Raw genomic sequence first — 22,865 nt, 5'->3', positions numbered from 1 at the left:
AAAATCGGACACTGACGTAAGCTGCGATTTGTAGTCTGCTGATCTTCAACACGAAGGAGATCAGATATGTCGAAACGGAAACAACATCATCCAGAGTTTAAGGCCAAGGTGGCGTTAGAGGCGCTGAAGGGTGAAGAGACGGTGAGCGAGCTTGCCAGCCGGTTTGGGGTTCATCCGACGATGATCCATCAATGGAAGCGGGCACTGCTTGAAGGCGCATCAGGGGTCTTCAAGCGGGGCAGCCGGAAAGCACCGGAAGTCGATGAAGAGCAGGTCAAAGATCTACATGCCAAGATCGGGGAGTTGGCCGTCGCCAACGATTTCTTGGCCAGAAAGCTCAAACCTTGGACCGGCAGGTGAGGCGCAGGATGATTGAGCCGAACCTATCAGGTCTTTCAGTCAGCAAGCAGTGTGCGTTGCTATCGATCTCGCGGTCGTCGTTTTACTATGAGCCCAAGGGCGAGCCGGAGAGGAACCTCGATCTGATGCTGCTGATCAGTATATACAGGTGCGGTCACAGAGTATTTTCCTTGAGTTCTTGGTTTGCTCACATCGCTCAAGCAAATGAGGGGCATAGCTGAAGCGATGTGAGGGAAGGGTGGCTTTAGGTACGCAGCGCTGCGGGTGTCTGCGCATACGCGAGGAGCTGGGCTATCATCTCTATTCCTGCCCGACAGGCTTCCTCATAGGTGGGATGAGGCGAGGCGTCCGGGGTGCCCAAGACATCCGGAGACCCAAAGCGGACCAAAGATTGTGGCAGCGGTGAGTGCAGTAGAAGATCAGCAACCCATCCGCCATCGCGTCGAGTAACGATGAAGGCTCGAAAGTTTTGCGGGGTTAGGTGATGCGCTATCATGTCTAGCCGCGCACCGAAGGGCGGCTGGCCGGTTAGGCCGTTTCTCTTAAGTACGTCAAGTATTGCAGTTAGTCGGACTTCGCCTTTAGCGATTTCGATCTGAGTGAAGCGATCAATGTTCATTTGGAGTTCCTTTTGGATGTACGCCAGTTTCATTGGCGAAGAGGGTTTTTGAGGTTGGGGTTTGTACTGGTTTTGAGTGGCAACCGGCTCGTCATCCCCTGCCTCGCCAGCAGGGCAGGGGTGACGCGGCGATGCCGCGAATAGAGTCTTCTTTATTTTGGATTTTTTAGGTGCGCTGCTTGGTGAGCTGTCACCATAGATCGAGCAGTTTGGCAGCGAGACTCTGAGCCTTCGTGCGCAAAGCGGGCAGATTTTCCGTCTCTTAGGTTTCAGGGACTGCCGGAAGGGGCGTGCCAAAAGCAATCAGGGGCCGCGTTCCTGTGTGGACCTTCAGCCACCTGCCGCCCACTCGTGAAAGCCCCTCAATCCAGAACGCGCGCGTCCGAGGCAAAGGGGGGTTTCTTCTATTAGTATACTTATAGAGGTTTCCCCCTCTTGGTCAGAGGGGCTTAGCTGGCCGCTGATGCAGGGCACCAGGCACCCTTGCTGGCCAAAATCGCCTTCGCTCCATCGGGTACTAATGAGAGCCAGATGAACAGACCTCAGCGGCCTGATGGCCGCACCCGTTCGTTAGAATGTCTGATGATGGCCCTGTCATCCCGAGGGAGCACAGCTTTTTAAGCATGTGCACTGGCGGGTACCAAACGAAGGCGTTGGGGTTTTGCCAATCCAGAACGCAGGGCCAAAGGTTGCCTGATCTCGATGTGATTTTCAGAAAAGCGCCTTTTTTTATGAAAGGCGTTTTTCAAAAACCTCAATCGATCCCCCGGCCTTTCTGTAAATAAACAAAGGAAAAGTTATGACAGACACTCAAACACATTCGCGATCCGCCCATGCATCCAATATGCTTGCCATTGTAGAGACCGCACTGTTCGCCAAAGACCGCCTCCCCGCGGTAGGCCGCAATCCGCACGGCCAAGATGTGGCAAGCTTCCATCTTGCTGCCCGTCCTGGAGGTTGGGCAGCAACGATCACATTCAAAGGTGGATCAGCAGGCAGCCCCGCGAAAATCTACCCATCCAAAAAAGAGGCATTTTTGGCCGGAGCAGAAACCTTGTGCCGCATCCTCAGCGGATCCAAGAAGCTGCCATTTGTCGTCGAAGGCGACACGTTGATGGTCGCAGGATACGGCACGGGTGGTTTTCAGGGAATTTTCATGATGAAAATGCCGGCACCCTGGATCTAATTAAGCGCACGGCCGAGCCTAAAATAGGGCTCGGCCAACAGATAACGCGATCTGCGGCGTTCATGATAACGGTTCGAGAACCGCAGTTTCATCATTCTTGATGACCCCAGGTTTCTCACTCACGAAGTGTTTGTCGAATTCTGGCCAGAGATGTTGAGATAATTGCTGTGCACCTTTCGAGGTGGTGAATACAACCGCGTGAGTCTTGTGACCACCACGCATGCTCTTCGAGAGCAGCATGGAAGTTGCAGACAGACCCCTGTCAGTTGCAATGCTTTTCACCCACTGCAACATGACTTCCGAAGGGAGTTTTTTTCTGAATTCCTTTGCTGACTCGAAACTGGGAAACACGTCCTTGGCGTCTTTAGTCAACCCGCTTGGAGACAACCGAATCCCACGCAGCACAGGTCCGTTCGCTCCATCAATCGCACGTTCCAACTTTTGATATTTTTTGGAAACCTGCACATCAGACTTGTCCTGAACGACAGCGTCGAATTTGAGCCAATCATTTACGGGAAGACCAGGCAACGGGACGTTACTAAGAACAAGGACCCGCTTAGGTGTGTCGGTGCTCAGCAGCCTCAGCCGTGCAATTGCCTGCTCAGACTGCGCCTCGCGACTTTGACGAAGCAGGGCCGCCCCGCGTGGGTCCGGATGGCTTCGGACCTTCACATCCACGCGCGTATCGTCTGCGCGCAGAAGGCTGGTCTTGGAAGCCATCAATCTTTCTCCGTCGGTAAAGCTAAGCGGCATGTCACTATCTCCAAAAAGCGCACGCAACTGATCTTCGAGAGCAACGACAGGAAGTTGCAAACGACCCACCAGTATGATTGTGGCGAAGTCACTATAGGTGTTTATGCCCAGTAATCTCGGCCCGAACCACCTGACAGTAGCGCCATGAAGCATCTGAGGCTGGCTTGACTTGTCATTGAAGGTTTCCCCGTTGTCTTCATATAACTTATGCAGAACAGCCTTAGGCGCCACGACAAGCACATCTTTTTTACGAGCGCGTTCTACTTCGCGCTTGATGATCCTGACAATGTCATCTCGCCGTTCTTTGTGCTCCTCGCCCTTGAGTGTTGAGTACGCAAGGGTCTTGTCGCTCACCTGGATAACATGTGCTTTTGGTCGTGTGAGTAAACGTTCAAACTTTGCATTTGCGCAAAAGCGACTGACGATGGTTTCGTCGAGATCTGCATCCAAGAGAAGAATTGGCGCATCAACAGGAATTTCATCTAATTGATGCACTTTTATCAGCGCGCGGTTGCCCGATTGTTCTGTTGGTTTTGCCAGGCTGAGGCGCTCTGTACCGCCCCGACCTATAGTTCTTGCCAACAGGTTAAAAACCAGCGACCGGACCTTAATGCTGTTAGCTTTCGCGTGATCGAACGAGGCTATTTGCAATCGGACGAACTTCTCTGGGAGTCCCGGATCGAGTTCCAAGACCGGCATAGCTAGCCGCTCTGCTGTGCCAAGGTCGCGCAATGATTTTGCTGTTATCTTTTTGTCGCGCAGCGCGAGATGCACCGGTTTCTTATCCCGCAAGGCAGCTGAAACCGTCTTTTGTGTTTTTTCATAGTTATGTTTTAAGGCGTCGTCCTTCAGGTGATCTGGTGTGAACATCCAGTCATCATGAGGCAACGACTCAATATCGATCATCTCTTTCCAGAATTTTTCGTCAATGATCCGCAGCGCAACAGGGCACGACAAAGGTGGTTTTGAGTTCAGATATGAATGAGCCAGAAACACGACGTGTGGCTTCGTGATGGCCTCTTGCGCAAGATAGGGGCATCCCTTGGCGCAGGCCGCTTCGACGATCTTGCCTGCTCGGGTTTCCTCTCGACATAGGGCCCGCGTGACCGATGAAACGTTTTTCGCGATTTCCTTAGCGACATCGGAGCGCGCGCACATAGCGGTGGCCGTACCCGGGTTTAATGCGCTCCTGCCGCGCAGCACGAAACTTGGATGATCGGAATTCAACTCTCTGAAGGTTTTCTCTGCTTCAACGGCCAAATCAAGCGTTGGCACATAGAACAGGATATGACCCCTTTTTAGGAATTCATGCCCATGCTTTGCAATGCACGCTAGCGCTGTACGCGTCTTGCCAAGACCGGCCGAGACTTTGAGGCCAAGGACCGGAGGGGCGTTGTGCTCATCCCATGCATTCTGACCAGAACTGGTCGTTAAAAACCGCGAAATATGTTCCGTGAGTTGCTCTCGGGCCGTCTGGAGGTCGAGCCAATTATCATGTGGAGGTACGCGTTGAGGGTCGGAAGTGTTATCAAGCATTTTGCGCGCTTTTCGCTATAGCAACAGACATCGTGGAGCACGGCTGTCAGAATTTTTGATTTACCAACGCTTAGAAAAGGCGTTGAAATTTGGGTTTGATATTGTCGGCCCCTAGACCCGTCATCTGTGAAACCGGGGCGCGCAATGCGGACTAACTTCTGCACCAGCGTTGCCAGCGGATTGGCGCAGAAATTGGTCGAAAATTTGACCATCTCGTGGCGCGTTGTGTTTTATCTGCCAAGCGTCAGCGCGGTGGGTTTCGGACGTGACCTATCGGTCAAAAGCCGCCAGAGTCGAATGTAACCGTCGAACATTTGGTGTCATGCCGGACATAGGTATTCATTACCGGTGTGACACTTTTTTGATCTGCGGAATTTCTCTGCCAGCAAGGTTCGACCGATTTCCTTGATATGATAATCAGAGGATCGGTCATGACGAACACTACCCTACTACCCCGAGATCTTGCCGGCCGCTTTGGAGGCTTTGGCGCGTTTCAGGCCAAAACCCCGGCACCGACAACGATGTTTACAAAATTGTCCCGCGCAGAGCCCAATCTCAGGCTGGCACTCACGTCAGCCATCGAGCATCTTGTCGAGATCGGGGACGCGCCGGAAGGCGCTCCTGTTCATGCGATGGTTGTTGCGGCCAGTCCCGGGGCTGGCAAAAGTCGCGTCGCGCGCGAGCTACTTGGGCATTTGGCTGGCAACAAACGCATTATGTTTCATGCACCCACACTGGCGCTTTCCGAGGAAGCAGCCGAGCACGCCCAAGAACTTGACGGGAAAGCCCATATCATTCGCGGACGCTCCGCACCTGACCCAACTACTTCGGGCGAAAAGATGTGCCGAAAGTATCAGCTGGTTGAGCGCGCAATCCGGCTGGGATTGAATATCCGCGAAAGCTTTTGCGAGCAGGGCGACGCGCGCTGTCCACATGCCGACAGCTGTGCTTATCTGAACCAATTCGCTGACTCCAATACTGTAGGGCATCGCTATATGGCGACGAGCTACCTCGGCTTTCCCGACACCGACAAATACGGCGGTATCTTGCGCGTGGTTGATGAAACGTTCTGGGCACAACAACTCTCATTCGTCACCATCAGCATCGATGCGTTTCGCTTGCCTCGAACTTTTTTACGGCACTACACCCAGCGTGGCCGAAAAGAGGACTGGCGCGTTGAAGCACATGCAGAACTTCTGACCGCCGCTCACAATCTGATCGAGACAATGATGCTGGGCCAATCCCCCTTAGAGTTGTCCTATACAGAAGAGGAGTATCGCGCGTTTGCGCGCCTCGAATATTCGGCTCAAGCAGATGTTCCCGCACCTGAACCGGATCAGACCGACGCGCAGCAATCCAGGTTGCTTGCGCGCGGCGAAGATCTCCTAAGAAATGCGTCCTGGTACGCCGCAGTCTGGACGGGCCTCGCCGATGCGAAGCAAAGGATGAGAACAACGACAGAACGGCTGCGTCTTGTGAACGGCCCCTCGAGCTACGCACTTAGTGTCTGCCGCGTACGCCCACAGCGTCATAAACAACCCATGCTCATTCTCGATGCCGATGCAGACCTTGAGATACTTGATGCTCTGGGTATTGAAGCACATCGCAGCACCAACATGGTGTTGCGCCCCCATGCGGACGTTGTCCAAATTCATGATCGGCGCATGACACTCGGAAGTTTGATCAAAGGTCCCGAACTGCGCGAGGACTGGCGCCGAGTGATCCGTCGCGAGGTATTGGCGGATCAGATGGAACAAGGTGGCGGGGTTCTAGTCGGATGCAGCAGAAAGGTGGCGCCGCGCTTCTTCGAAGACGCGGGCCACAATTTTTCAGGACTTCGGGATGAGGAGGTGTCCCAACGGATGCTGCGCACACCGCTACATGGGGCGCACTGGCTCTGGTATGGTGGGCGCGCCCTTGGCACCAATCGATATCGCGACTGCTCGACCGTGATCGCGATCGGTCGCGAAGAGTTGCCTGTTGAAGCACTTGAAGACTACGGCCGCGCCCTGTGGGGGGATCGTGAGGACTCGGATCTGGAGTTTATTCGACCGGATGCAAGCGGCCAACTGCGGCTGCCGGAGGTCGAAGTTCCCTATGAGATGTCAGATGGCAGTGCCGTTGCGGTGCAAATCCCCTGCCATCCAGATCCGTTAATCCGGCGCGTGCAACTTCAGACGCGAGAGCTTGCCACGCGCCAGCTTGTCGAGCGCCTGCGTCTTGCCCGCTCGGAAACGCGCAAGCGCGTTATTTTGGGGTGCAACATTCCGATACCGGGTCTGCCGGTTGATGAGCTCGTGAGCTGGCAAGAGTTTCGGCCGACGCGGCTCGCGGCGGCTTTGATTGATGGTTTGACCGACAAAGGAGGGCTTCGTCTCTCTGGCTCAGGTCTCGTCGAAGATGCCCCGGCTTTGTTTACATCACTTGATGCAGTAAAGGCTTACCGAAAACGGTGTGGGATCAAGGCGGCAGATATGTTGTCCAGCTTGCCTGCGCAAATACGTGACCAACTTCACATAATTGAGCTACAGCAAGCGCGCCCCTATGCGCGTTCTTGCACGGCGCTGATCAAGGCTGACAGTGCGCTCGACGCGCTTCAGCGTGCAGAGGAAATTTGGGGGCCGCTTTCAACGTGCACCTGTGCAGAGGTGCCAATCCAAGCTGGTCTGAAAGGCCACATCACTGGCACGGGGCCGGGGCCAAGTCGGCAAAATATGCGGAGTATTCTGTAATGGCTCGGACCGATTTGTTGCGATGCTCGGGAATATTTTTCAATGCGGGTAAACAGACATCGCTCACTGGTCCAATGCCTCTTGTGAGCCCTGTCCGTGTCCGCCGCAGCCTGGCGCATGCCACCGCATCGGCGCGTCGCCACAGCCAGTATTGGAGCACTATTATGCCTGATCCCCGCATTAGGCGCCTAAAGGATGTCGATATTGGAAAAACGCAATACCCTGTTTGTTGCAAACAAGCGGAATTTTAAGGGGCAGGGTTCCTTCGACCCTGCGCGTCTTCTTGCGGACGCGCAGGACGAAGATCCCCCTTGCTGAATAATAGGGAGGTCGACGCCCATTCCCAGCGACACCTGTCAATCACACATAGCACAAGCTTTAACGCGCAGGCTGCGTTGGTGCGTCGTCCTTTATCCCGGAGCCTCTGTGTTCGCAGGCGCTTTTCCATTTTCGACTTTTCCAAGGATACTACGATGACCGAACTCAACCCCAACACTCGCCCAGTTCTTTCAGCAGAGGTTCTCTTCCGCCGTCTCGCACCAACTGTTGCTGCAGACGTTTCCCAGCAATTGCACCGCGCAGGTCTGGTCAATGCCAATGATCTGATCTTTGCTTTAACCACCGGTCTGCGCAGTTTCGCGCGCAACCAAGGCCTGTGTCTTGCGACAGAGTTCCCGCTGGCTTGGCCCCAAGCTTTGGAGGTCTTGAGGGGGTGCCGCAGTGAGGCAGAATGGGAGACGTTTTTGATGCAAACGAGCACTGCGCCTCAGGTCAAAGGATATAAGATGGCAAAAGGCGCATCTCAGATGATCAGGGTTCTGGAGACATTGCAGCAAACCGCTGACATGAGCCCAAGGATCGCAACAGCGTTTGGAACATGGGTGATCACGGCGGTCGTCATCGCGCATTCGGGCCCCTTGGATGCCGATGTTAGCCTCGAAGAATTGTCCGACTGCCTCTAGACAGCTTAGGTCTCCCTTCCGGCTTTGAGAAAGTCGGAAGGGAGGTTTTTGCGACTCTCAAATTTTTGATGCAAATGGTTCAAATAGCTGGAGCCTATATGATAGTGATCGACCTGCTCCCCTCGCAAAGGGATCGCGTGCAATGACGCGAGATAAAATTGAAAACTTCGCCATTCTGGACTTTGAAGCGTCAAGCCTTTCGCTCGAAAGCTGGCCGATCGAGATCGGTCTTTCGTGGATCGACAAGGGTGCCGTGCAGACGTGGAGCTCGCTGATCAGCCCCGCCGCAACATGGGATATCGATGACTGGTCGCATCTTAGTGCCGCGGTCCATAAGATTGCGTTCTCGAGTCTGGCGGGCGCACCTTCGGTGCAGGTTGTGTCACAGGCCTTTCTGAAAACCCTTGCCGGGCGGCAACTTGTTTCAGATGCTCCCGAGTTCGAAACACATTGGCTCACCCGCTTGCTGCACGCCGGTGGATATGACGAAGTACCCTCAATTGAGAGTTTCGAGCACATATCGTTCGCCCTCTACTCTGGTTATGCTTTGGATATGCTTTACGAAACGCTCGAGCGGCGTGCGGCACCACACCGTGCGGGCCCGGATAGCGCACGACTTGCAAAAAGCTGGCTCAAGGCGTCGAGGTTTTGAAGATAAGGCGGGCCTACTCGGAATCCCCAAACCGAACGCCCGGCATTTGCATAAAATTTCGCAGTGGCGTTTCCGCTGCATAATCGCTCGACCCATATTCTTGATACGACGGACGGACATTGTGTTTTCGTCGTTTGACTACGTCACCGGCGTCTCATGAAAGGAAGGAAACGCACGTCGGAAGGAGACTGTATTGTCGCTGAACATGGCAACGCGTTGCTTGGGATCTGATCAATCCCTATCGCGGCAAACAGAACTCAGGGGTCAAACGGTGAAAGGTTCTTTGACTGTCCGCTCGGAGGAGGTCGGCCCATCAGCCGATGCTCCGAACGTCTTGTCCGCTGACAAGGCGCACTAACGCGGGAAGCAGTGGATTCCCGCGCCGTCACAAAACCTTGTTTTAACGCCAATCTCTGCAACAGAAAAATGCGGATCGCCCAAGAAATGGAAACTAAAGAATGACACAGATGCTTCAGCCAGAGTTCGACTTGCTTGACCCGAACAATCCAACACAGGACGACCTCATTGAAATCCGACGGCTCCTTCTGGCCGATTTGCGGAGACTGAAACTTGAAAAAATTGAACTGACCTATGAAGGCGAGGATGACACTGCGCAGATAGAGAGCTTTAGTGCGATCCCATCCATGGACCTTGCGGCGGACGTGATCCATCGCATTGCGATGTTTGGGTTGGCGTACACCTATTCTGTTAATTTGGGGTGCAAGGATTCCTATGGCAATGAGGGCGTACTGAAATGGGACCTGGCGAATGACAGCATTGATATCTTTCACACAGAGCATAGCGTCTATGCACAAGCCGAAACCCACCGGGACCTCTAGGGATCCTGTAAAATAGGCGCGGGCACGCTCAATAGGGCAGGGAGGCTATCGTGGTGTTCAACATCACAGGACCTTAGCACTATCCCGTATTGATCCTCGAAATTCTGAATCCGAAACATACCGGATTCAGATGACGTTGTTTCTAAGGCCAAGTTGTTGGCAGATTAGGCTTAGCCTTTCAAATTTTGGGATGACCCTTCTGGTACGGCATCTATCAGGGCCGAAAAACAGAACAGGACTTGGCCGCATGCGGCGGGGTTGTCCTTCGTTTCGGCGAGGTTGCCGTTGGCATCGCGCCCGACGCCAAAGCCGGTAGCTTGGCGGCCCGCGTAGGCCGCATCGACACTGCAAACTGACCGCGCCGTCGCTGTGGTCGGTTTCAAAGCACTGCGTGTCTCAACGCATGTCGTGTTTTTTGGGGCGCATGTCCGGGACCTATGTCCCTCCCATGACGCATGACACCCCCCTTTCCAAAGATGACTTGGTCACGTTTTTCTGCCTGAAGCCTGTCAACAACGGCGATTACAGGGCGCTTTCGCGCGTCCTAAGGACGCTCGGCATCCGCTTAGTCGGCGGCACGACACGCTGGACGGTGGTGTGGTCGGCTCTGGGGCTGGCGACGGAACAAGACCTGCAGCGCGCGGCGGAGCTGAGGGAACCCCTGCTCGACGCAAAAGCGGCAGCGGCTCTCATCGGCGTGACACCTTCGATCATCTACCGCTGGTCGAAAGGCAACGTGCCCGCACGGATGCCAGTTTTCCCAAAGGCCATCGATCTTTCAAATGGTCGCGAAAACGCGCGCGGTCTGCGCTGGCGCCGTGCCGAGGTTTTGGCCTGGCACAGCCACGAAACCCTCCCCGTCTATGCGCGTACCGCTCCCGGCTTCGGCTCCCTGATCCCAAAAAAAATGAACCCTTAATAGATGTCAGTTCACCCCTGCGGACACGCCGATTTCCTCCAAGCGACCGAACCTACACGCAAGTGACCGGGACACAAACACCCTCAAGGTTTCACCGGCGGTAACCTTGAGGGCGTCTGTGTCCCAACCGCATTTAAGTGAACAAAACCCCACTTTAGTGACCAACACCAACTTCAAAAGGATAATCCCCATGCTTGATCTCTTCGGTAAGCCATCCGTCAAATCCACCTCCCCGACATTCGTTGGAACGCCCGTATCGGGTGGCAAGCCCAGCTTTGCAGAACTTCGTGTTTACACCGCGGCCCGCACGGATCTAACGGCAAGTACCCGAACCAGATACGTGAACGCGGTAGACCGCGTGGCTGACATCCAAAATCGCCCCCTTGCGGCTATCGACGCCGATCTTGCGAGCGTCGCTGCACGGTTCCCCCTTAACGGGTTTGATCTCGACCATTGGCCAACCGAAAGCGCGTATCAGACGTTTCGGCGTCGTGTATTGGCCGCGCAAAAGTCATTCCTCGGCGTGCATGCCCAAAAAGCGCGTTTGCGCGCAGCGCAGGACGAGTGGACCGTACTGCTGGCGGCAATCAAACCACGCACGGAAGCGCGCGTGGGGACAGCGGACTGGCATCCGATGAAACTTGCGATGCTGACAAGTTTTGCACTGACAGCGCGGTCTTACGGGTGGCAGCCTTTGGACCTGACAATGGAGCGGGCGCAACAGATCGATGGCGACTTCAGCGGCAATGTCAGGGAGTCTCATGCCCGGTCCCTCGCGCGCTTGGATGAGTTGCGCGCCTTCCCCGAAATTCTGCCGCTTCTGCCCGATCGCGCGATCAACTTCGTGGACCTCTGCCGGGCACCGGTCAGAACAGAAATCCCTCAAGCTTGGGAAAATCAGTGTGCCGCTTGGGTCGATAAAGTCACGAACAACGCTTGGGATCCTGTTACACAAACGTTCAGTGATGTGCATGATCGGCATGCCGATGTGATGAAGTCCGCGTTTCGTACGGCTTTGAGGGCGGGGCTTGATCTTGGCGTGATTTGTGTCGAGGACGAGGACCTCGCGGCCCTTCTCGCGAGCGACGAGAAGATGTATGCGATCGCCGGCGAGCTGTTTCGCCGCCAACAAGAGCCGAAATCCAAGGGACATCTCGAGCCCCGCAGCGCGCGCAAATACCTCAAGGCGATCAACCAAGTGCGAGAGCATCTTGGCATTGACGGTACCGGTATGCGTCAGGTTCTGACGAATAATAAAACCGCGCGTGCTGGTGGAGCGGCCGAAAAGTCGATGACAAAGGTCAATCGCAAATTTTGTGAACGACTTGTGGAAAAGCCACATCTGCGCCGCCGCTTTTTGACCTCTTTCGTAACCCTGCGGACTGCTGCAGAGGATATTCTTGCACAAGCCACAGTGGAGGGTCGTAGGCTTACAAAGCGGGAGACCTCGCGCGCCAGAATGCTTGGGGTCTGCGCCTGTTTTGCAGCCATCGAGATTGGCGGCGCGCCGATCCGGCGCACCAACGTCATGGCGCTCACATGCGTTGGTGAAGACGCCCAGATCCGCATTCCGACGAAAGGCAGCAAGCCGATCAAAGTTTTTCTGCCGGCCGCAGTCACAAAGAACAAGGTCGAGATCGAATTTCCGATCAAATGCAACAAATACGGCACCTACGATACGATACGGTGGTATGTCGAGACCATCCGGCCGCTGTTTGCGCACGCAGGTACCAGTCCGTATCTCTTTCCCGCAATTAACACACCAGGGCCGCATCTTAATGCGGATTACTTTGCAGCAAAATTTGCGCAGCTCATGCGCACGGTTACCGATTTTCCGATGACGCCGCATCAGATGCGCCACGGCCAAACCTCACTGCTGCTCGACCGGTACCCAACTGAGATCGAAGTGATTGCGAAACGCATCGACGATACTGTCGGTACCCTGCGCCAGTTCTACGGCTGGCTCAACTCCCTCAAGCTTGTTGAGCGCGGCCAAGACATGATGATCGGACTGATGGATGACTAAAACATACGATACCCGCAGCCGCGCAGAAATCCTCTGCGCGGCGCATTTCGCACCCTACCGGTCTGCGCCACGCCTTGATGAGATTGGCCTGCGTGAACTGCGCACTTTGGACCGGTTTTTCGTGTATGCTGGCGCAGGTCGCATCTCGGTGCCCGACCTCGCGGATTTCCTGGCCTTTGCAGCTGACGACACATCGACACGGCAACTTGAGAACCTGCGGACGGCGTTCGACCGCCTGTTGCCGGCAGGCACGCCTGTGTTGCACACAGTTCGAGATGCAATCCGCGCAAAAAGGGGCCGCAGCCGAGTCTGTGATGGGCGGGGTAGGGACGTGCTTGCAGCGGATCCATTGATGGTCCCCTACCGTGAGCTTGCCGGTTTTAGCGAGCTGAACCTTGAGGAGTTGCGGGTGTTCGCGCGGTTCTTGGAGTTTGCCGCGGCCCGCGGGCTTTCGGCGCCGTCTGTCGATGACTACCTCGCGTTCAGTGCTGATGTGACGTCGAGCCGTCGCCTACGCGCGCTCAAAATTGCGATAGATACCCTGATGCCAGGCAACCCTGCGGCGCATGTGATCCTCGCCGAGGCAATTGTCCGAAAAAGCCCGCCGCGGCTCTCGCGTGCCGGCACCGTGCCGCGGCCCGTGGCGGCCCGACGTGTGCCGCGCGTTGCGCTACCGAAGTGTTGGCGCGCCAAATTGGATCAGTGGCGGACAGGTATTGTGGCGGTGCACGAGCGGCTCCCGGCTGAATCTGTGATCGACAGTATGGAAGAGGTTCTGCGCGAATATGCCAGGGTCCAGATTGACGCGGGCGCGCAGGTCGAGATTACAATCGAGGGAATCCGGCGGATGGAAGCCTCGCGCACTGCCCATGCCAAAGCACGCAAAGACCCTACATACGCTCAGCAAGGGGACCGCCCCGCGACGCGGCACACGGCCGTCATGCGGCTGCGCCAATTTGGCGAAGCGCTCGGGATCGACCGATTGACACTAGAAGCAATCCGCGCACACGAGAATGTTCTGCGGGCAGCGTTAACATCCGTAGTGCCGCTGAAATTTGGCCGCTTTGAAGAGCTCCCCGGTTTGAAAGAAACGTGGAGGCTGGCTCATGCCTTGCTCGATCAGAGTGCTCAGACCCCGCGTCGGCAAACCAAGATACGGCTTCTGAACGAAGCGTTCTGCATCGCGTTTTGGACGTTGATACCGCTGCGACTTGGCGACGGGCAGCTGGTGTGGGGCGAGGGCGTGGAATTTGACGGGGATCGCTACCGGATCGATATAGAAACGACAAAGGAAGACGAACCTCTCCGGGGTCGGCTGCACATGCGTTTACAACCCTTCCTCGATGGCATTGTTCTGCGCGGCATGGATCCAGATCACCTCGGGCATCTGCGAGATCAATCACTTGCGGACCAGATCACTGTGTTGCGTAATGTAAGCGGCAAAGGTCTCAGTCGGGAGTATCCCTCGACCGTCTGGCGCAAACATATGGGGACGGGAGCGCACATCGCGCGAACGCGGGTCCACACCGAGCTCGGACAGCTTGGGCCTGAAGGCGTCGACATGGCGTTGGCACTTGCCGCGCAGAGGGACGCACGGACCAGTCTGGAGTATCAAGCGACACAGGTCGCGAGGGCGCAAAGGGCAAGGGGCCAAGAAATGATGGACGGGCTGCTTGCCGAGGCTTTTGACCACAAAGGAGTTAACGCCTGATAACACTTTAACATTCCGGCGCAGGGTCTCGCTCGGACATATTGGGCCCAAATTTGTCTGGTACGTTGGCTGTCGATCTCTTTGATCTAGCCCAGAACGGAGGGACGCATGTATTGCCGATGACATGGACAATTTGATATCGGGCGTCGTCGTCGCCGTCTCGCAGCGGTGAAAAGGGCGATGCAAACACCTGTTGGCCAGAGGTGTACCCGCGGCTACCTCAGAGACAGACGGCGCGCCTCGCCCTTGCCGCTCGCAATTGCCAGCCGAAATCAAGCCCACAGACTGGTAAAGCTAAAGGAGACCACCGTGAAGCTCTCTGCAGTGATTCAGAAACAGTTGACCGGTGCACGTGCTTTTCGGCGAGGAGCCGTTTGGCGTTCCCTATCAAACGGCACACATGCCTGCGCGTGATATCTCGAACCTTTTCGGACGTCCGGGAATATCAGACTGGCAACCTGAGATGCCCACTCAACCGAACCAAAAGCCGTCATGCACCCAGATACCTGTCCCTGTCGTCCGGTCCACTGCAGCGAGTAATGTGTCAAACTCTGCGTTAGCGTCGAGAAATTCGGAGACGCGCTCTCTATCCAGCACGCAGAGGGTCTCCCAGCATTTCCCGATCTGCCACCAGTCGAACTCAGGCAGATCAAACAGATTGTCTGAATAATGAGACAGGCCTCCCCCCAGCCATTCGTCGAAGGGAACATCTGACCCCTCCAACTCTGCCATTAGTTCATCCTCGACAGCGGAAAACCCCTCACTAAAAGTCTTATAGAGAAGCATCCCGCGGTCCCAGCGTCGGTCCAACGCACCCTGCGCGTGCCGAAACGACGGGCGCAGGGAACCCGGCCGGACTTGTGGTGAAACGCCCCTGAGACTGATGAGGCCACCTGAACCAAATTCGCAAGAGCAACCGGAAATCAGTCCCCATTTAGCTTCAACCACGTCCTCAATGACAAAGGCAACATGACCGGCGTTATTGCAGATCGGACAGATAGCGCTGGTTGATGTGGTCGGCTCTCCGGTCCAGATAGGGAATGCGATTGGCACTGATTGTTTGGCGTAATAGGGACGTAAGACGGCCTTCAGGTCTTCTTTGACATCGTCCTTCATGTTGTCATGCTTTCTATCGTTCGGTTATTGTGAAGCGCGGAAACATTCCTGACCCTGAGAAGGAAGTAGGAACGTCTGGACTGGCGCAGCAACGTCTTACGCAAAATAAATTGTGGCGAAAGTACTGTGAGCGATACCTGAACCGTGCCTCTTCTCGAGCTCAGGGTAGGGGTGTCATCGCATTTCCTCCAATATCTTTTCGCGGAAGACCTCGGCTGGCGTCTTCCATCCAAGGCACTTGCGCGGCGTATTGTTGAGGCGATCACAGATCACCTTCATATCGTGATCTGTGCATTGCCGGATGTCGCGTTTGCGGGGCAGCCACCTTCGAAGGCGGCGGTTTGAGTTCTTGATTGTGCCTTTCTGCCATGATCTTCTGCCAGCTTCTCAGCTGCGAAGGTCGGCCCAAAGTCGATATAGTTCTCTCTGACCAACGTCACCGCGAACTTAAGCACCGCAGAGGCGATCCGGTTGTTCGATCTGCGGCCGCGCGCTTTCTGTCAAGATAAATCGTCGAAACATACCTGCTGATCTCCGCCGCTATCTCTCGTACAGGTAGACGAAGATGCATTGCATGAAACTGCTGGGCCAGCGGCTGATGGCGCGCGACTTTGACCGTCAAGTCGCTGAGGTTCAGGTGCGCGTTGCGATCCTGAACGGTTACACCGCCCTGGGCATCCCTGTCACGACAGCCGTGGGATAAATCCGTCTGGGGAAAGGGGAGATCCGTTCGTCAGCTGAATTACGCAACAGAGTCGTGCGACAGCCCAATAGCAAATGCGGGCAAGCTACCGCACCTTCTTTTATCCTCATCAGCGTTGGCAGATGATAGGGTTACGCCTAGCTAAGGATGCCTGAGCATCGGGCTGGCGCGCGCAACCTGTTCGCGTGATCCAATTGGCGGTGATTGCTGCCCCTTCAGACAGCCTGAAGTTCGGCACAAACATCAGGCTGTCGCAAAACGCTAAAACAAACGGCGCACCAACGGCCAATACCGCGATCTGGTCGTCAACGTACGGCTATCAAGTTTGATCCACGTTGACGGCTTGAAGCAACGCGTTGATTTCCTCGGCAATAATCTGCGGATGGTCCTCGGGCGTGAAATGCAATCCGCCTTCGATGCGCCGGAGCGGTGCACCGAGGTCTTTCGCAAGCCGCTCTCCATACTCAAATTTCTGAAATTCATCGGCGTCGCCCCAGACAATGCGGGCTGGAATGTTGAGCGCCGACAATTGGCCGGCGATAGACTTGGTATCTTCCACATCCAGTGACTGGGCCTGACGTACGAAGGCTTCGGTTTCACCGTGGCGGTCATAGTGGGGCGCGTGCGCTTCAAATGCCGCATCGGCTGCCGCGTCGGTCTCATGACCCTTTGAGAACATAAGTTTGAGAAGCTGATGGAAGGAACTGTCCGGGGCGTGCTTCGCGATGGATCCGGTTTTCGCGATAATATCCACCATTGGAATTGGCCAGGAATCATAGCTGATCGCATTGGTCAGAAGTAGACCGCTGACCATTTCCGGATACCGCACAGCCGCGATTTGTGCTACGCCACCACCGAGGTCATGTGCGGCCAGAACCGCGCGGCCGATACCTTGGCTGCGCATCCAGGCCACAAGGTAATCGGCCTGCTTGGAGACCGAAATATCGCGATCCTTTCCTTCGGGGATAGATGCGCCGTAGCCTGGCATTTCCCATGCGAGAACGCGGTGCCCCATGATGAGCGGTGCAACATCGCGCCAGAGGGCCGGGCAGGTCGGGATGCCGTGAATGAGGATGACAGGATCGCCCGATCCCGTTTCCTCCCAACGCATGTTGATCCCATCTACAGTTGCTGTGTGGCTTTGCATGGCATTGTCCTTTTTTATAGGCTAGGTTCTTTTATCAACACGCGCTGTCCGAGTTCGTTCCTGAACAAACCTTTTCGTCAAAGAACTGGGAAAGAGAACATCCGACCTAAAGATAAAGAACTCGCAGAGCTGCCATCTATCAGACCGAATTGCTGCGCCTTTGGAGAGGTTTTGCTGCTGGCAGGTTGCACTGCCGCATCGTAAACTTTAGCCAGGGTCGGCTCTGGGCCATCTGAGGCTGACACCGAAGCCACCGCGACTTAACGCCGTCTGGCCAATTGCAGAGGTGGTAGGTGCGTACTGCAGTTCAGATCTATAGATTTCGCACAGCCAACCGCTGAGGGCGAGGGACTGCATAAGGCAGGTCGCGGACAGCCATGTCCGTATCGCCGTCTTCAACTGCCACACGACACTTTGCAAACCCATCACTGAGCCATTAGGCCAATACCACCTTGAGCAACTTCCGGCACCGACCAGTTTTTGACGGACAGGCTTTGCGTCAGTTACCAACCAGTCAGCGTGGAACCTTACAGGGCGATATGCACAGGCGCAGTCACAAGCCGAACTCAAACTGCAGCGCGCGTCTGCCTGCTTTGCAGTAGAGCCAAAACGTATCCGATAATCACTGCCATGCCGACATGCCCGATAAAGGAAGACTGCGTATATGCGCCAAAACCCATCATGAATGTGCGCCCCACGACCGGCGCGAGCAGGCCCTGAGCTACAAACCACAAAAGAACGCCCGCGATTGCACCGGAGAGGATGAGCTTGGTCCGGACCACCAGGTGCGTGAGCAGTACAAACGCTGAAAAACCGACGACGCCAACCGCAAAGTGAAGGATGAAAGCCGCCCAGTAGGGCAGGGTGACACCCGTTGCGATTTTTGTCAAAGCGATGACGAGGTTCGCCGGTGCCAGGGCAACGTCGAACAGAATTGGCGAGATAAGCCAGGCATAGATTTCAAAGGAAACCTCGCCCGCCAGCCCGGCAAGCAGAAGGTTTCTTACTGTCAGGTAAGGGGACATATCTGTTGATCTTTCAATTTCGGCGGAGAAACTCTGGCTACTTTCCATACAATTTCAATGCTCTGAAGACTTGACCATATGAGGTCGGATCAAGAGGCAACCGGCCATACGAGTGCGCAGGCCGCTGCCGCAAGACGCGTGGGGCGCGCTATATATCTAAAGCGCGCCCTTCTTATTCACACCTTCAAAGGAGTGTCGCTGCGCTGCCATGCCAAGGGACGGAACACCTCATCAACCTGCGTTTCCGCGACGTGGTTCACGTAATTCGACATGGTTTTCTGCGCGAGACCGAGGATCACGTCCAGAACAGCGCGGTGGCCATAACCTGCGTCAAAGAACGTTTTCATCTGCTCTTCGGATAGATTTCCACGTTCGCGAACCATCTGGACAGTAAAGGTCCGAAGCGCCTCAAGCTTGTCCGTGGGCAACGGCGTCTCGTTGCGCAGGGCGTCAGAAATGTCGTCGGACACTTTCATCATTTTGGCGATGCCCGTGTGGGCCGGAACGCAGTAGTGGCATTTATTCTCAACATTGATCGACTGCCAGACAACCGTCAACTCTTCGGCGTCGAAATCGGTTTCGGTGAACAGCTTGTGAAGGGTTTGATACGCCTCATAGGCCTGAGGGCTTTCAGCCAGCACTTTGTGCAGACCGGGCAGGCGACCAAAGGCCTTTTGTGATTTTTCAAGAAGCGGCTTGGAAGCTTCGGGCGCGGTATCAAGGTCGTGGGAGGGGAATGTCATGTCAGATATCCTTTGCTAAATTGTCATTACCTGTCGCTTTAGGCTTTATTGAGCGATCACTCAAGTATATAGTTGAGTGATCATTCAACTATTGGTGATTTCATGCCCCGCAAGCCGAACCACAACCGTGACGAACTGATCGACCTTGCCCGCGACCTGTTCTGGCGGCGCGGTTGGGCGGGTACGTCCCTGAAGGATCTCGAAGCAGCCTTGCAGATCAAACCGGGCAGCTTTTATGCAGCCTTCGGATCAAAGGATGCCCTGTTTGAACTTGCGATGGATAAATACGCGGCAGATGGAGCAAAAAGATTAGAGGAACTGGCGCAGGAATACGGTCCGATCAACGCGCTTCAGCGCTTTCCAGAGATGGCAATCAAAAGCGATACTGCACCGGCAAAGGCCTGCATGTTGTCCAAGACGCTTCTCGAACTTCACGCGCACAACCACCCTCTGGCGAGCAAAGCAAACATTCATCTGCTGAAGATGGAGGCGCAGTTTGCGGAATTGTTCCGACAGGCTCAATCCGCTGGCGACATTGACATTGGACATGATCCGAAGGCGCTCGCCCGCCGGTACCAGTCCGATCTTTTGGGTCTTAGAGTTTCGGCAGAACGCAGCGGCGTAGACGCTCAGGCGATTGCACGCGAGATCGCAGACAGTTTGGTTCGTCATTGACGGTTTCCTGTGATCATTGCGCCTTGAGGGTGAACAGGCGGGGAGGTTCGTTACGTCGTTGTGCATTGAACAAAGATGTTAACTCGATGTCCCTTGTTCTGGGCCGCCAAGAGACGTCCGCTTGAATAGGGCTGTGGCATAACCCCAAGGCAATGACGACGGGACGAGAGACGGGGTTGATGAACCATCGGCGCAGATGCAAGGGTGCGTCATGCCTGCGATCGGTTTCTGGGACTTAGAACAATACAGTCTACAACCTGACCATTACGAAAGGATCGAAATGCCCGTAATCCGCGTCGAAGTGCCCGAAGGAACTGACATGTCTATCAAACGCCGCATCCGCACAGGTGTAAAACAGGCGGTGATCGACACACTCGCGCCAAAGGAAATCAAATACGATTACGTTGCGGTCCGCGAAGCTTTCGGTAAAATTGGCGATGGGCTGCCCCTGGTCACAGTCGATCTTCGCCCGGGTCGCGAGGCGGAACGCAAGAAAGCACTGGTCGATGCCATCGCCGCGATCCTTCTTGCCGAGCTTGGCGTTGACCCTGTCGATCTTTATGTTCTGTTTCGTGAGACCCCCGCAGAAAACCACTATACCGGTGGGTCGCCTCTGCCTGCGTGGGTTCCGGCCGATCAATGAAAAGCTAAAAAGGCACCCCCTATGTCAGACCGCACACCTCTTTCGACCATTGTTTTCGACGTAAACGAAACCCTGCTGGACATCACTACGCTTGAGCCGTTCTTCGATCGGGTGTTCGGGAACGCGACCGTTTTGCGCGAATGGTTTGCAGAGCTGATCTTGTATTCGCAAACGGTAACCTTGTCCGGGCTCTATGTCCCGTTCGGCGATCTTGCGGGCGGCGTTCTGCGCATGGTGGGGGAGAATAAGCAGATCACCGTGCAGGAAACCGACGTGTCCGAGCTGAAGTCACTTATCGGGTCGATGCCCGCCTACGGCGATGTGGTGCCCGCATTGACCAGATTGCGCGACGCGGGGTTCACGCTTGTGACCCTCACGAACTCAGCACCATCTCGTGCGCCGACGCCCCTTGAAAAGGCCGGGATTGCAGCGCTTTTCGATGACCACTTCAGCGTGGCCGAGGTTGGCAATTTCAAGCCTCATCCGTCGACATATCAAATGGTCGCGGACCGTTTGGGCGTGGACACCTCAAGCCTTTGCATGGTCGCATGTCACATCTGGGATACCATCGGCGCGCAGTCTGTCGGGTGCCAAGGAGCTTTTATCGCGCGGCCCCACAACAACGTCCTCCACGTCCCGGGCGTGCCGGAACCTGACTTCGTCTCACAGGAACTAGCCGAGCTTGCAGACCAAATCGTCCGAGCGCAAATGATCACCGAGTAATAGACGAAACGGCTTTCGTTTGGCGGTCGTCGCTCTGTAATTAGTTCTTGCCACAACCAATGCTCCTCAAAGGTGCTGATTTCACGATTCAATGTTCAAAGCGGGGATGCGGACAAAAACTTGGACTGTTTTCACGGCATAAGGCCGAGGCTTTTACGGTATTCGATTGGGCTTCTGCCACCAAGGGGCATTTTGATGCGTGTTTCGTTGTACCAACGGATGTAGGCGTAAACCTCGTCAATAAACTGGGCCGAGGTGAAGGCCCGCCAATCACGAGGATAAAAGAATTCCCTATTATCCACAAAAAGAAGCCGGGGCCGGCCCCTTACTCGTATGGCGGCTCAGCGGACGTTGTTGCCAATCGTCGAAATCGGAAGTGCCATCCTCAGTGTTTTGTGATAGGTGTTACCCGCTACTTCAGTTGTTGCCGCCTGTGCAATGCAAAGTAAGCGACAGCTCTTCATAAAAGGATTCCCCATGAAAAAGATCGATGTCGATGCCGACCTAAAGCGTTCTAAATTCCTAATCCGTGCAATGGTATTGCAGGTCATTTTGGTGCTTGTGGCAATGTTCTGCTACTGGATTTATTTGAAATCGTGATTAGCCATGATCCAGCACAATGTGCTGGCCGGCAGGGGCTTATGGGTCTTTGGCGCACTAAGCAGTGACAGCCCAAATGGGCTCGTTGCTGCCGTTAAGGCATCAGCCTATTTCATGGCCAGATCAATCCCCATTCAGGCGTGCGGCGCATTTGCCGCCCAATCGCGCAGCAGAGAAGCCCGCGCATCTGTTCGACGACAGGTATCGGCTTCCAGGTCGTGGCCGTGACGGTCCTGGTGCCTGATTTCGTTGATTTCTGCCGGACCTTCACAACTGGCTGACGATGGTTCCAGCGCCAGAGGATCTCGTCGAGATATCGCTGAAGGTGCTTTCGTCCAAGGCGATGATAGACCCCGACAAGGGCGCGCTGGACTTGAGAATTGACGGCTTCCACCGTATTGATGTGCGCCCCGAGGCTGGGGCGGGAATACTGTCGGGCACCGTGATTGACCCTATGATGTGCAGCAAATGTTTTGCCGATTTTGCGATAAGCCCTATTGCCATCAGTTATCAGAATAGACTGTGGGTCCATCCATTCTGTCATGATCGGGCCGAGCGTTGCGCCTTGGGCATTCGGAACCAAGGTCGCCTTGGCTTGACCGTTGCGGTCAGCGGCAACAAGCACGATAGGTTTCTTGGTGCCACGCCCTCTCTTGTTTTTGACCCCTTTCTTGAACTTGGGGGCCCCTCCGACAAAGGCTTCATCGACCTCAACTGTTCCGCTCAACGGACTGGCGATCACCTCTCTGTCGTCCATCAGTTCACGGATTGCATGACCGAGTTTCCAAGCAGTTTTCTGATTCACGCCCAGGATTCGTGACATGACGACCGAGGAGATCCCCTTGCTTGATGTCAGCACGAGAAAAATCGCGGCAATCCACACTCGAAGATCCAGTTTGGTCGAGTGCATTGGCGTTCTTGTGGTGACGGTGAATTGACGACGACATTCGTGCTCGGAACATTGATACAGTCCGGCACGCGCAGATTGACAGCGAAGTGCCACAGACCGCACACTGCCGCAGTGTGGACAAAACCGGCCGGTGGGCCAGATCATTTCTTCGAGGAAGACGCGCCCGTGATTTTCGCTCGGCATCTTCTTCCAGATGTCCCTGACGGATTTTAGTTCCGTGATCATGTCGGCACTCCAATGACTGGGAGCCGACAATATTGGCCAACTACCTGTTTCCCGAAGGGA

Annotated in this window: 21 protein-coding genes and 4 pseudogenes; 14 read left to right on the top strand and 11 right to left on the bottom strand. The window is 55.2% G+C overall.

Annotated elements, in window-relative coordinates; translation table 11 throughout:
* The first annotated feature begins 66 nt into the window (after positions 1 to 66).
* On the top strand, positions 67 to 360 hold the full coding sequence (locus ACVBAU_RS18420) for a transposase (RefSeq protein WP_448329796.1): 294 nt from the start codon (positions 67 to 69) through the stop codon (positions 358 to 360).
* Between the two features lie 244 nt (positions 361 to 604).
* Here ACVBAU_RS18420 and ACVBAU_RS18415 read toward each other — a convergent pair whose 3' ends face one another.
* Positions 605 to 979, bottom strand: a complete 375-nt coding sequence (locus tag ACVBAU_RS18415) for a hypothetical protein (RefSeq protein ID WP_448329795.1) — start codon at positions 977 to 979, stop codon at positions 605 to 607.
* A gap of 799 nt (positions 980 to 1,778) precedes the next feature.
* On the opposite strand from ACVBAU_RS18415, the gene ACVBAU_RS18410 reads away from it, so the two are divergent.
* Positions 1,779 to 2,165, top strand: a complete 387-nt coding sequence (locus ACVBAU_RS18410; protein ID WP_448329794.1) for a hypothetical protein — start codon at positions 1,779 to 1,781, stop codon at positions 2,163 to 2,165.
* A 60-nt stretch (positions 2,166 to 2,225) separates the two neighbouring features.
* Here ACVBAU_RS18410 and ACVBAU_RS18405 read toward each other — a convergent pair whose 3' ends face one another.
* On the bottom strand, positions 2,226 to 4,454 hold the full coding sequence (locus ACVBAU_RS18405; protein ID WP_448329793.1) for a hypothetical protein: 2,229 nt from the start codon (positions 4,452 to 4,454) through the stop codon (positions 2,226 to 2,228).
* Between the two features lie 431 nt (positions 4,455 to 4,885).
* Here ACVBAU_RS18405 and ACVBAU_RS18400 point away from each other — a divergent pair, with 431 nt between their 5' ends.
* The 4 genes from ACVBAU_RS18400 to ACVBAU_RS18385 all read left to right on the top strand — a co-directional run bounded on the left by ACVBAU_RS18400 (position 4,886) and on the right by ACVBAU_RS18385 (position 9,639).
* Positions 4,886 to 7,186, top strand: coding sequence for a hypothetical protein (locus ACVBAU_RS18400; protein WP_448329792.1), 2,301 nt, complete (start codon positions 4,886 to 4,888; stop codon positions 7,184 to 7,186).
* A 473-nt stretch (positions 7,187 to 7,659) separates the two neighbouring features.
* Positions 7,660 to 8,148 (top strand): hypothetical protein, encoded by a 489-nt coding sequence (locus tag ACVBAU_RS18395; protein ID WP_448329791.1) that lies wholly within the window; start codon positions 7,660 to 7,662, stop codon positions 8,146 to 8,148.
* A 142-nt stretch (positions 8,149 to 8,290) separates the two neighbouring features.
* Positions 8,291 to 8,800 (top strand): 3'-5' exonuclease, encoded by a 510-nt coding sequence (locus tag ACVBAU_RS18390; protein ID WP_448329790.1) that lies wholly within the window; start codon positions 8,291 to 8,293, stop codon positions 8,798 to 8,800.
* Positions 8,801 to 9,258: 458 nt separating this feature from the next.
* Positions 9,259 to 9,639 carry a hypothetical protein gene (locus ACVBAU_RS18385; protein WP_448329789.1) on the top strand — a complete coding sequence of 127 codons (381 nt, stop codon included), beginning with the start codon at positions 9,259 to 9,261 and terminating at the stop codon, positions 9,637 to 9,639.
* Between the two features lie 170 nt (positions 9,640 to 9,809).
* On the opposite strand, the gene ACVBAU_RS18380 is transcribed toward ACVBAU_RS18385, so the two are convergent.
* The gene (locus tag ACVBAU_RS18380; protein ID WP_448329788.1) at positions 9,810 to 10,022 is read right to left on the bottom strand and encodes a hypothetical protein; all 213 of its coding nucleotides are present in this window, start codon (positions 10,020 to 10,022) and stop codon (positions 9,810 to 9,812) included.
* 65 nt (positions 10,023 to 10,087) lie between these two features.
* On the opposite strand from ACVBAU_RS18380, the gene ACVBAU_RS18375 reads away from it, so the two are divergent.
* From ACVBAU_RS18375 to ACVBAU_RS18365, 3 genes are all read left to right on the top strand, one after another.
* Complete coding sequence (locus ACVBAU_RS18375; protein WP_448329787.1) at positions 10,088 to 10,558, top strand: helix-turn-helix transcriptional regulator; 471 nt, start codon at positions 10,088 to 10,090, stop codon at positions 10,556 to 10,558.
* Positions 10,559 to 11,252: 694 nt separating this feature from the next.
* On the top strand, positions 11,253 to 12,584 hold the full coding sequence (locus ACVBAU_RS18370) for a hypothetical protein (RefSeq protein WP_448329786.1): 1,332 nt from the start codon (positions 11,253 to 11,255) through the stop codon (positions 12,582 to 12,584).
* Positions 12,577 to 14,295: a hypothetical protein gene (locus ACVBAU_RS18365; protein ID WP_448329785.1), complete on the top strand. Its 1,719-nt coding sequence runs from the start codon at positions 12,577 to 12,579 to the stop codon at positions 14,293 to 14,295. The genes ACVBAU_RS18370 and ACVBAU_RS18365 overlap by 8 nt, the downstream gene beginning before the upstream one ends.
* Before the next feature lie 471 nt (positions 14,296 to 14,766).
* On the opposite strand, the gene ACVBAU_RS18360 is transcribed toward ACVBAU_RS18365, so the two are convergent.
* The 3 genes and pseudogenes from ACVBAU_RS18360 to ACVBAU_RS18350 all read right to left on the bottom strand — a co-directional run.
* Positions 14,767 to 15,411, bottom strand: a complete 645-nt coding sequence (locus ACVBAU_RS18360) for a hypothetical protein (protein ID WP_448329784.1) — start codon at positions 15,409 to 15,411, stop codon at positions 14,767 to 14,769.
* A 174-nt stretch (positions 15,412 to 15,585) separates the two neighbouring features.
* A pseudogene (locus ACVBAU_RS18355) lies at positions 15,586 to 15,780 on the bottom strand (IS30 family transposase); the annotation flags it as partial.
* Positions 15,756 to 15,908: pseudogene (locus ACVBAU_RS18350) on the bottom strand (ISNCY family transposase); the annotation flags it as partial. The pseudogenes ACVBAU_RS18355 and ACVBAU_RS18350, both read right to left, overlap by 25 nt.
* Positions 15,909 to 15,970: 62 nt before the next feature.
* Between ACVBAU_RS18350 and ACVBAU_RS18345 the strand changes: the two are divergent.
* Positions 15,971 to 16,114: pseudogene (locus ACVBAU_RS18345) on the top strand (IS5/IS1182 family transposase); the annotation flags it as partial.
* Positions 16,115 to 16,433: 319 nt separating this feature from the next.
* Here ACVBAU_RS18345 and ACVBAU_RS18340 read toward each other — a convergent pair.
* The 3 genes from ACVBAU_RS18340 to ACVBAU_RS18330 form a co-directional block, all read right to left on the bottom strand.
* Positions 16,434 to 17,261, bottom strand: a complete 828-nt coding sequence (locus ACVBAU_RS18340; protein ID WP_448329783.1) for an alpha/beta fold hydrolase — start codon at positions 17,259 to 17,261, stop codon at positions 16,434 to 16,436.
* A 566-nt stretch (positions 17,262 to 17,827) separates the two neighbouring features.
* Entirely contained in the window at positions 17,828 to 18,286 is a 459-nt protein-coding gene (locus tag ACVBAU_RS18335) for a hypothetical protein (RefSeq protein WP_448329782.1), read from the bottom strand.
* 176 nt (positions 18,287 to 18,462) lie between these two features.
* Positions 18,463 to 19,029 carry a carboxymuconolactone decarboxylase family protein gene (locus tag ACVBAU_RS18330; protein WP_448329781.1) on the bottom strand — a complete coding sequence of 189 codons (567 nt, stop codon included), beginning with the start codon at positions 19,027 to 19,029 and terminating at the stop codon, positions 18,463 to 18,465.
* A 102-nt stretch (positions 19,030 to 19,131) separates the two neighbouring features.
* Here ACVBAU_RS18330 and ACVBAU_RS18325 point away from each other — a divergent pair, with 102 nt between their 5' ends.
* The 3 genes from ACVBAU_RS18325 to ACVBAU_RS18315 all read left to right on the top strand — a co-directional run bounded on the left by ACVBAU_RS18325 (position 19,132) and on the right by ACVBAU_RS18315 (position 21,070).
* Complete coding sequence (locus ACVBAU_RS18325) at positions 19,132 to 19,704, top strand: TetR/AcrR family transcriptional regulator (protein ID WP_448329780.1); 573 nt, start codon at positions 19,132 to 19,134, stop codon at positions 19,702 to 19,704.
* Positions 19,705 to 19,984: 280 nt separating this feature from the next.
* The gene (locus tag ACVBAU_RS18320) at positions 19,985 to 20,347 is read left to right on the top strand and encodes a tautomerase family protein (protein WP_448329779.1); all 363 of its coding nucleotides are present in this window, start codon (positions 19,985 to 19,987) and stop codon (positions 20,345 to 20,347) included.
* 21 nt (positions 20,348 to 20,368) lie between these two features.
* Entirely contained in the window at positions 20,369 to 21,070 is a 702-nt protein-coding gene (locus tag ACVBAU_RS18315) for a haloacid dehalogenase type II (protein ID WP_448329778.1), read from the top strand.
* A gap of 131 nt (positions 21,071 to 21,201) precedes the next feature.
* On the opposite strand, the pseudogene ACVBAU_RS18310 reads toward ACVBAU_RS18315, so the two are convergent.
* Positions 21,202 to 21,360: pseudogene (locus tag ACVBAU_RS18310) on the bottom strand (IS3 family transposase); the annotation flags it as partial.
* A gap of 187 nt (positions 21,361 to 21,547) precedes the next feature.
* Here ACVBAU_RS18310 and ACVBAU_RS18305 point away from each other — a divergent pair.
* Positions 21,548 to 21,670 (top strand): hypothetical protein, encoded by a 123-nt coding sequence (locus tag ACVBAU_RS18305; RefSeq protein ID WP_272903349.1) that lies wholly within the window; start codon positions 21,548 to 21,550, stop codon positions 21,668 to 21,670.
* Between the two features lie 112 nt (positions 21,671 to 21,782).
* On the opposite strand, the gene ACVBAU_RS18300 is transcribed toward ACVBAU_RS18305, so the two are convergent.
* The gene (locus ACVBAU_RS18300; protein WP_448329777.1) at positions 21,783 to 22,805 is read right to left on the bottom strand and encodes an IS1595 family transposase; all 1,023 of its coding nucleotides are present in this window, start codon (positions 22,803 to 22,805) and stop codon (positions 21,783 to 21,785) included.
* Positions 22,806 to 22,865 lie beyond the last annotated feature (60 nt).

It is taken from the genome of Sulfitobacter sp. M13 (assembly GCF_053474885.1).
Note: the sequence above shows the minus strand (reverse complement) of the source record. Positions and strands in the feature narration are given on the sequence as shown.

What these genes read in the sequence shown, in the direction of transcription:
- ACVBAU_RS18320 (WP_448329779.1), top strand. Translation starts at nt 19,985, where the DNA reads ATGCCCGTAATCCGCGTCGAAGTGCCCGAAGGAACTGACATGTCTATC.
- ACVBAU_RS18340 (WP_448329783.1), bottom strand. Translation starts at nt 17,261, where the DNA reads ATGCAAAGCCACACAGCAACTGTAGATGGGATCAACATGCGTTGGGAG.
- ACVBAU_RS18395 (WP_448329791.1), top strand. Translation starts at nt 7,660, where the DNA reads ATGACCGAACTCAACCCCAACACTCGCCCAGTTCTTTCAGCAGAGGTT.
- ACVBAU_RS18360 (WP_448329784.1), bottom strand. Translation starts at nt 15,411, where the DNA reads ATGAAGGACGATGTCAAAGAAGACCTGAAGGCCGTCTTACGTCCCTAT.
- ACVBAU_RS18300 (WP_448329777.1), bottom strand. Translation starts at nt 22,805, where the DNA reads ATGATCACGGAACTAAAATCCGTCAGGGACATCTGGAAGAAGATGCCG.
- ACVBAU_RS18305 (WP_272903349.1), top strand. Translation starts at nt 21,548, where the DNA reads ATGAAAAAGATCGATGTCGATGCCGACCTAAAGCGTTCTAAATTCCTA.
- ACVBAU_RS18390 (WP_448329790.1), top strand. Translation starts at nt 8,291, where the DNA reads ATGACGCGAGATAAAATTGAAAACTTCGCCATTCTGGACTTTGAAGCG.
- ACVBAU_RS18400 (WP_448329792.1), top strand. Translation starts at nt 4,886, where the DNA reads ATGACGAACACTACCCTACTACCCCGAGATCTTGCCGGCCGCTTTGGA.
- ACVBAU_RS18330 (WP_448329781.1), bottom strand. Translation starts at nt 19,029, where the DNA reads ATGACATTCCCCTCCCACGACCTTGATACCGCGCCCGAAGCTTCCAAG.
- ACVBAU_RS18365 (WP_448329785.1), top strand. Translation starts at nt 12,577, where the DNA reads ATGACTAAAACATACGATACCCGCAGCCGCGCAGAAATCCTCTGCGCG.
- ACVBAU_RS18375 (WP_448329787.1), top strand. Translation starts at nt 10,088, where the DNA reads ATGACGCATGACACCCCCCTTTCCAAAGATGACTTGGTCACGTTTTTC.
- ACVBAU_RS18420 (WP_448329796.1), top strand. Translation starts at nt 67, where the DNA reads ATGTCGAAACGGAAACAACATCATCCAGAGTTTAAGGCCAAGGTGGCG.
- ACVBAU_RS18410 (WP_448329794.1), top strand. Translation starts at nt 1,779, where the DNA reads ATGACAGACACTCAAACACATTCGCGATCCGCCCATGCATCCAATATG.
- ACVBAU_RS18415 (WP_448329795.1), bottom strand. Translation starts at nt 979, where the DNA reads ATGAACATTGATCGCTTCACTCAGATCGAAATCGCTAAAGGCGAAGTC.
- ACVBAU_RS18405 (WP_448329793.1), bottom strand. Translation starts at nt 4,454, where the DNA reads ATGCTTGATAACACTTCCGACCCTCAACGCGTACCTCCACATGATAAT.
- ACVBAU_RS18335 (WP_448329782.1), bottom strand. Translation starts at nt 18,286, where the DNA reads ATGTCCCCTTACCTGACAGTAAGAAACCTTCTGCTTGCCGGGCTGGCG.
- ACVBAU_RS18385 (WP_448329789.1), top strand. Translation starts at nt 9,259, where the DNA reads ATGACACAGATGCTTCAGCCAGAGTTCGACTTGCTTGACCCGAACAAT.
- ACVBAU_RS18315 (WP_448329778.1), top strand. Translation starts at nt 20,369, where the DNA reads ATGTCAGACCGCACACCTCTTTCGACCATTGTTTTCGACGTAAACGAA.
- ACVBAU_RS18325 (WP_448329780.1), top strand. Translation starts at nt 19,132, where the DNA reads ATGCCCCGCAAGCCGAACCACAACCGTGACGAACTGATCGACCTTGCC.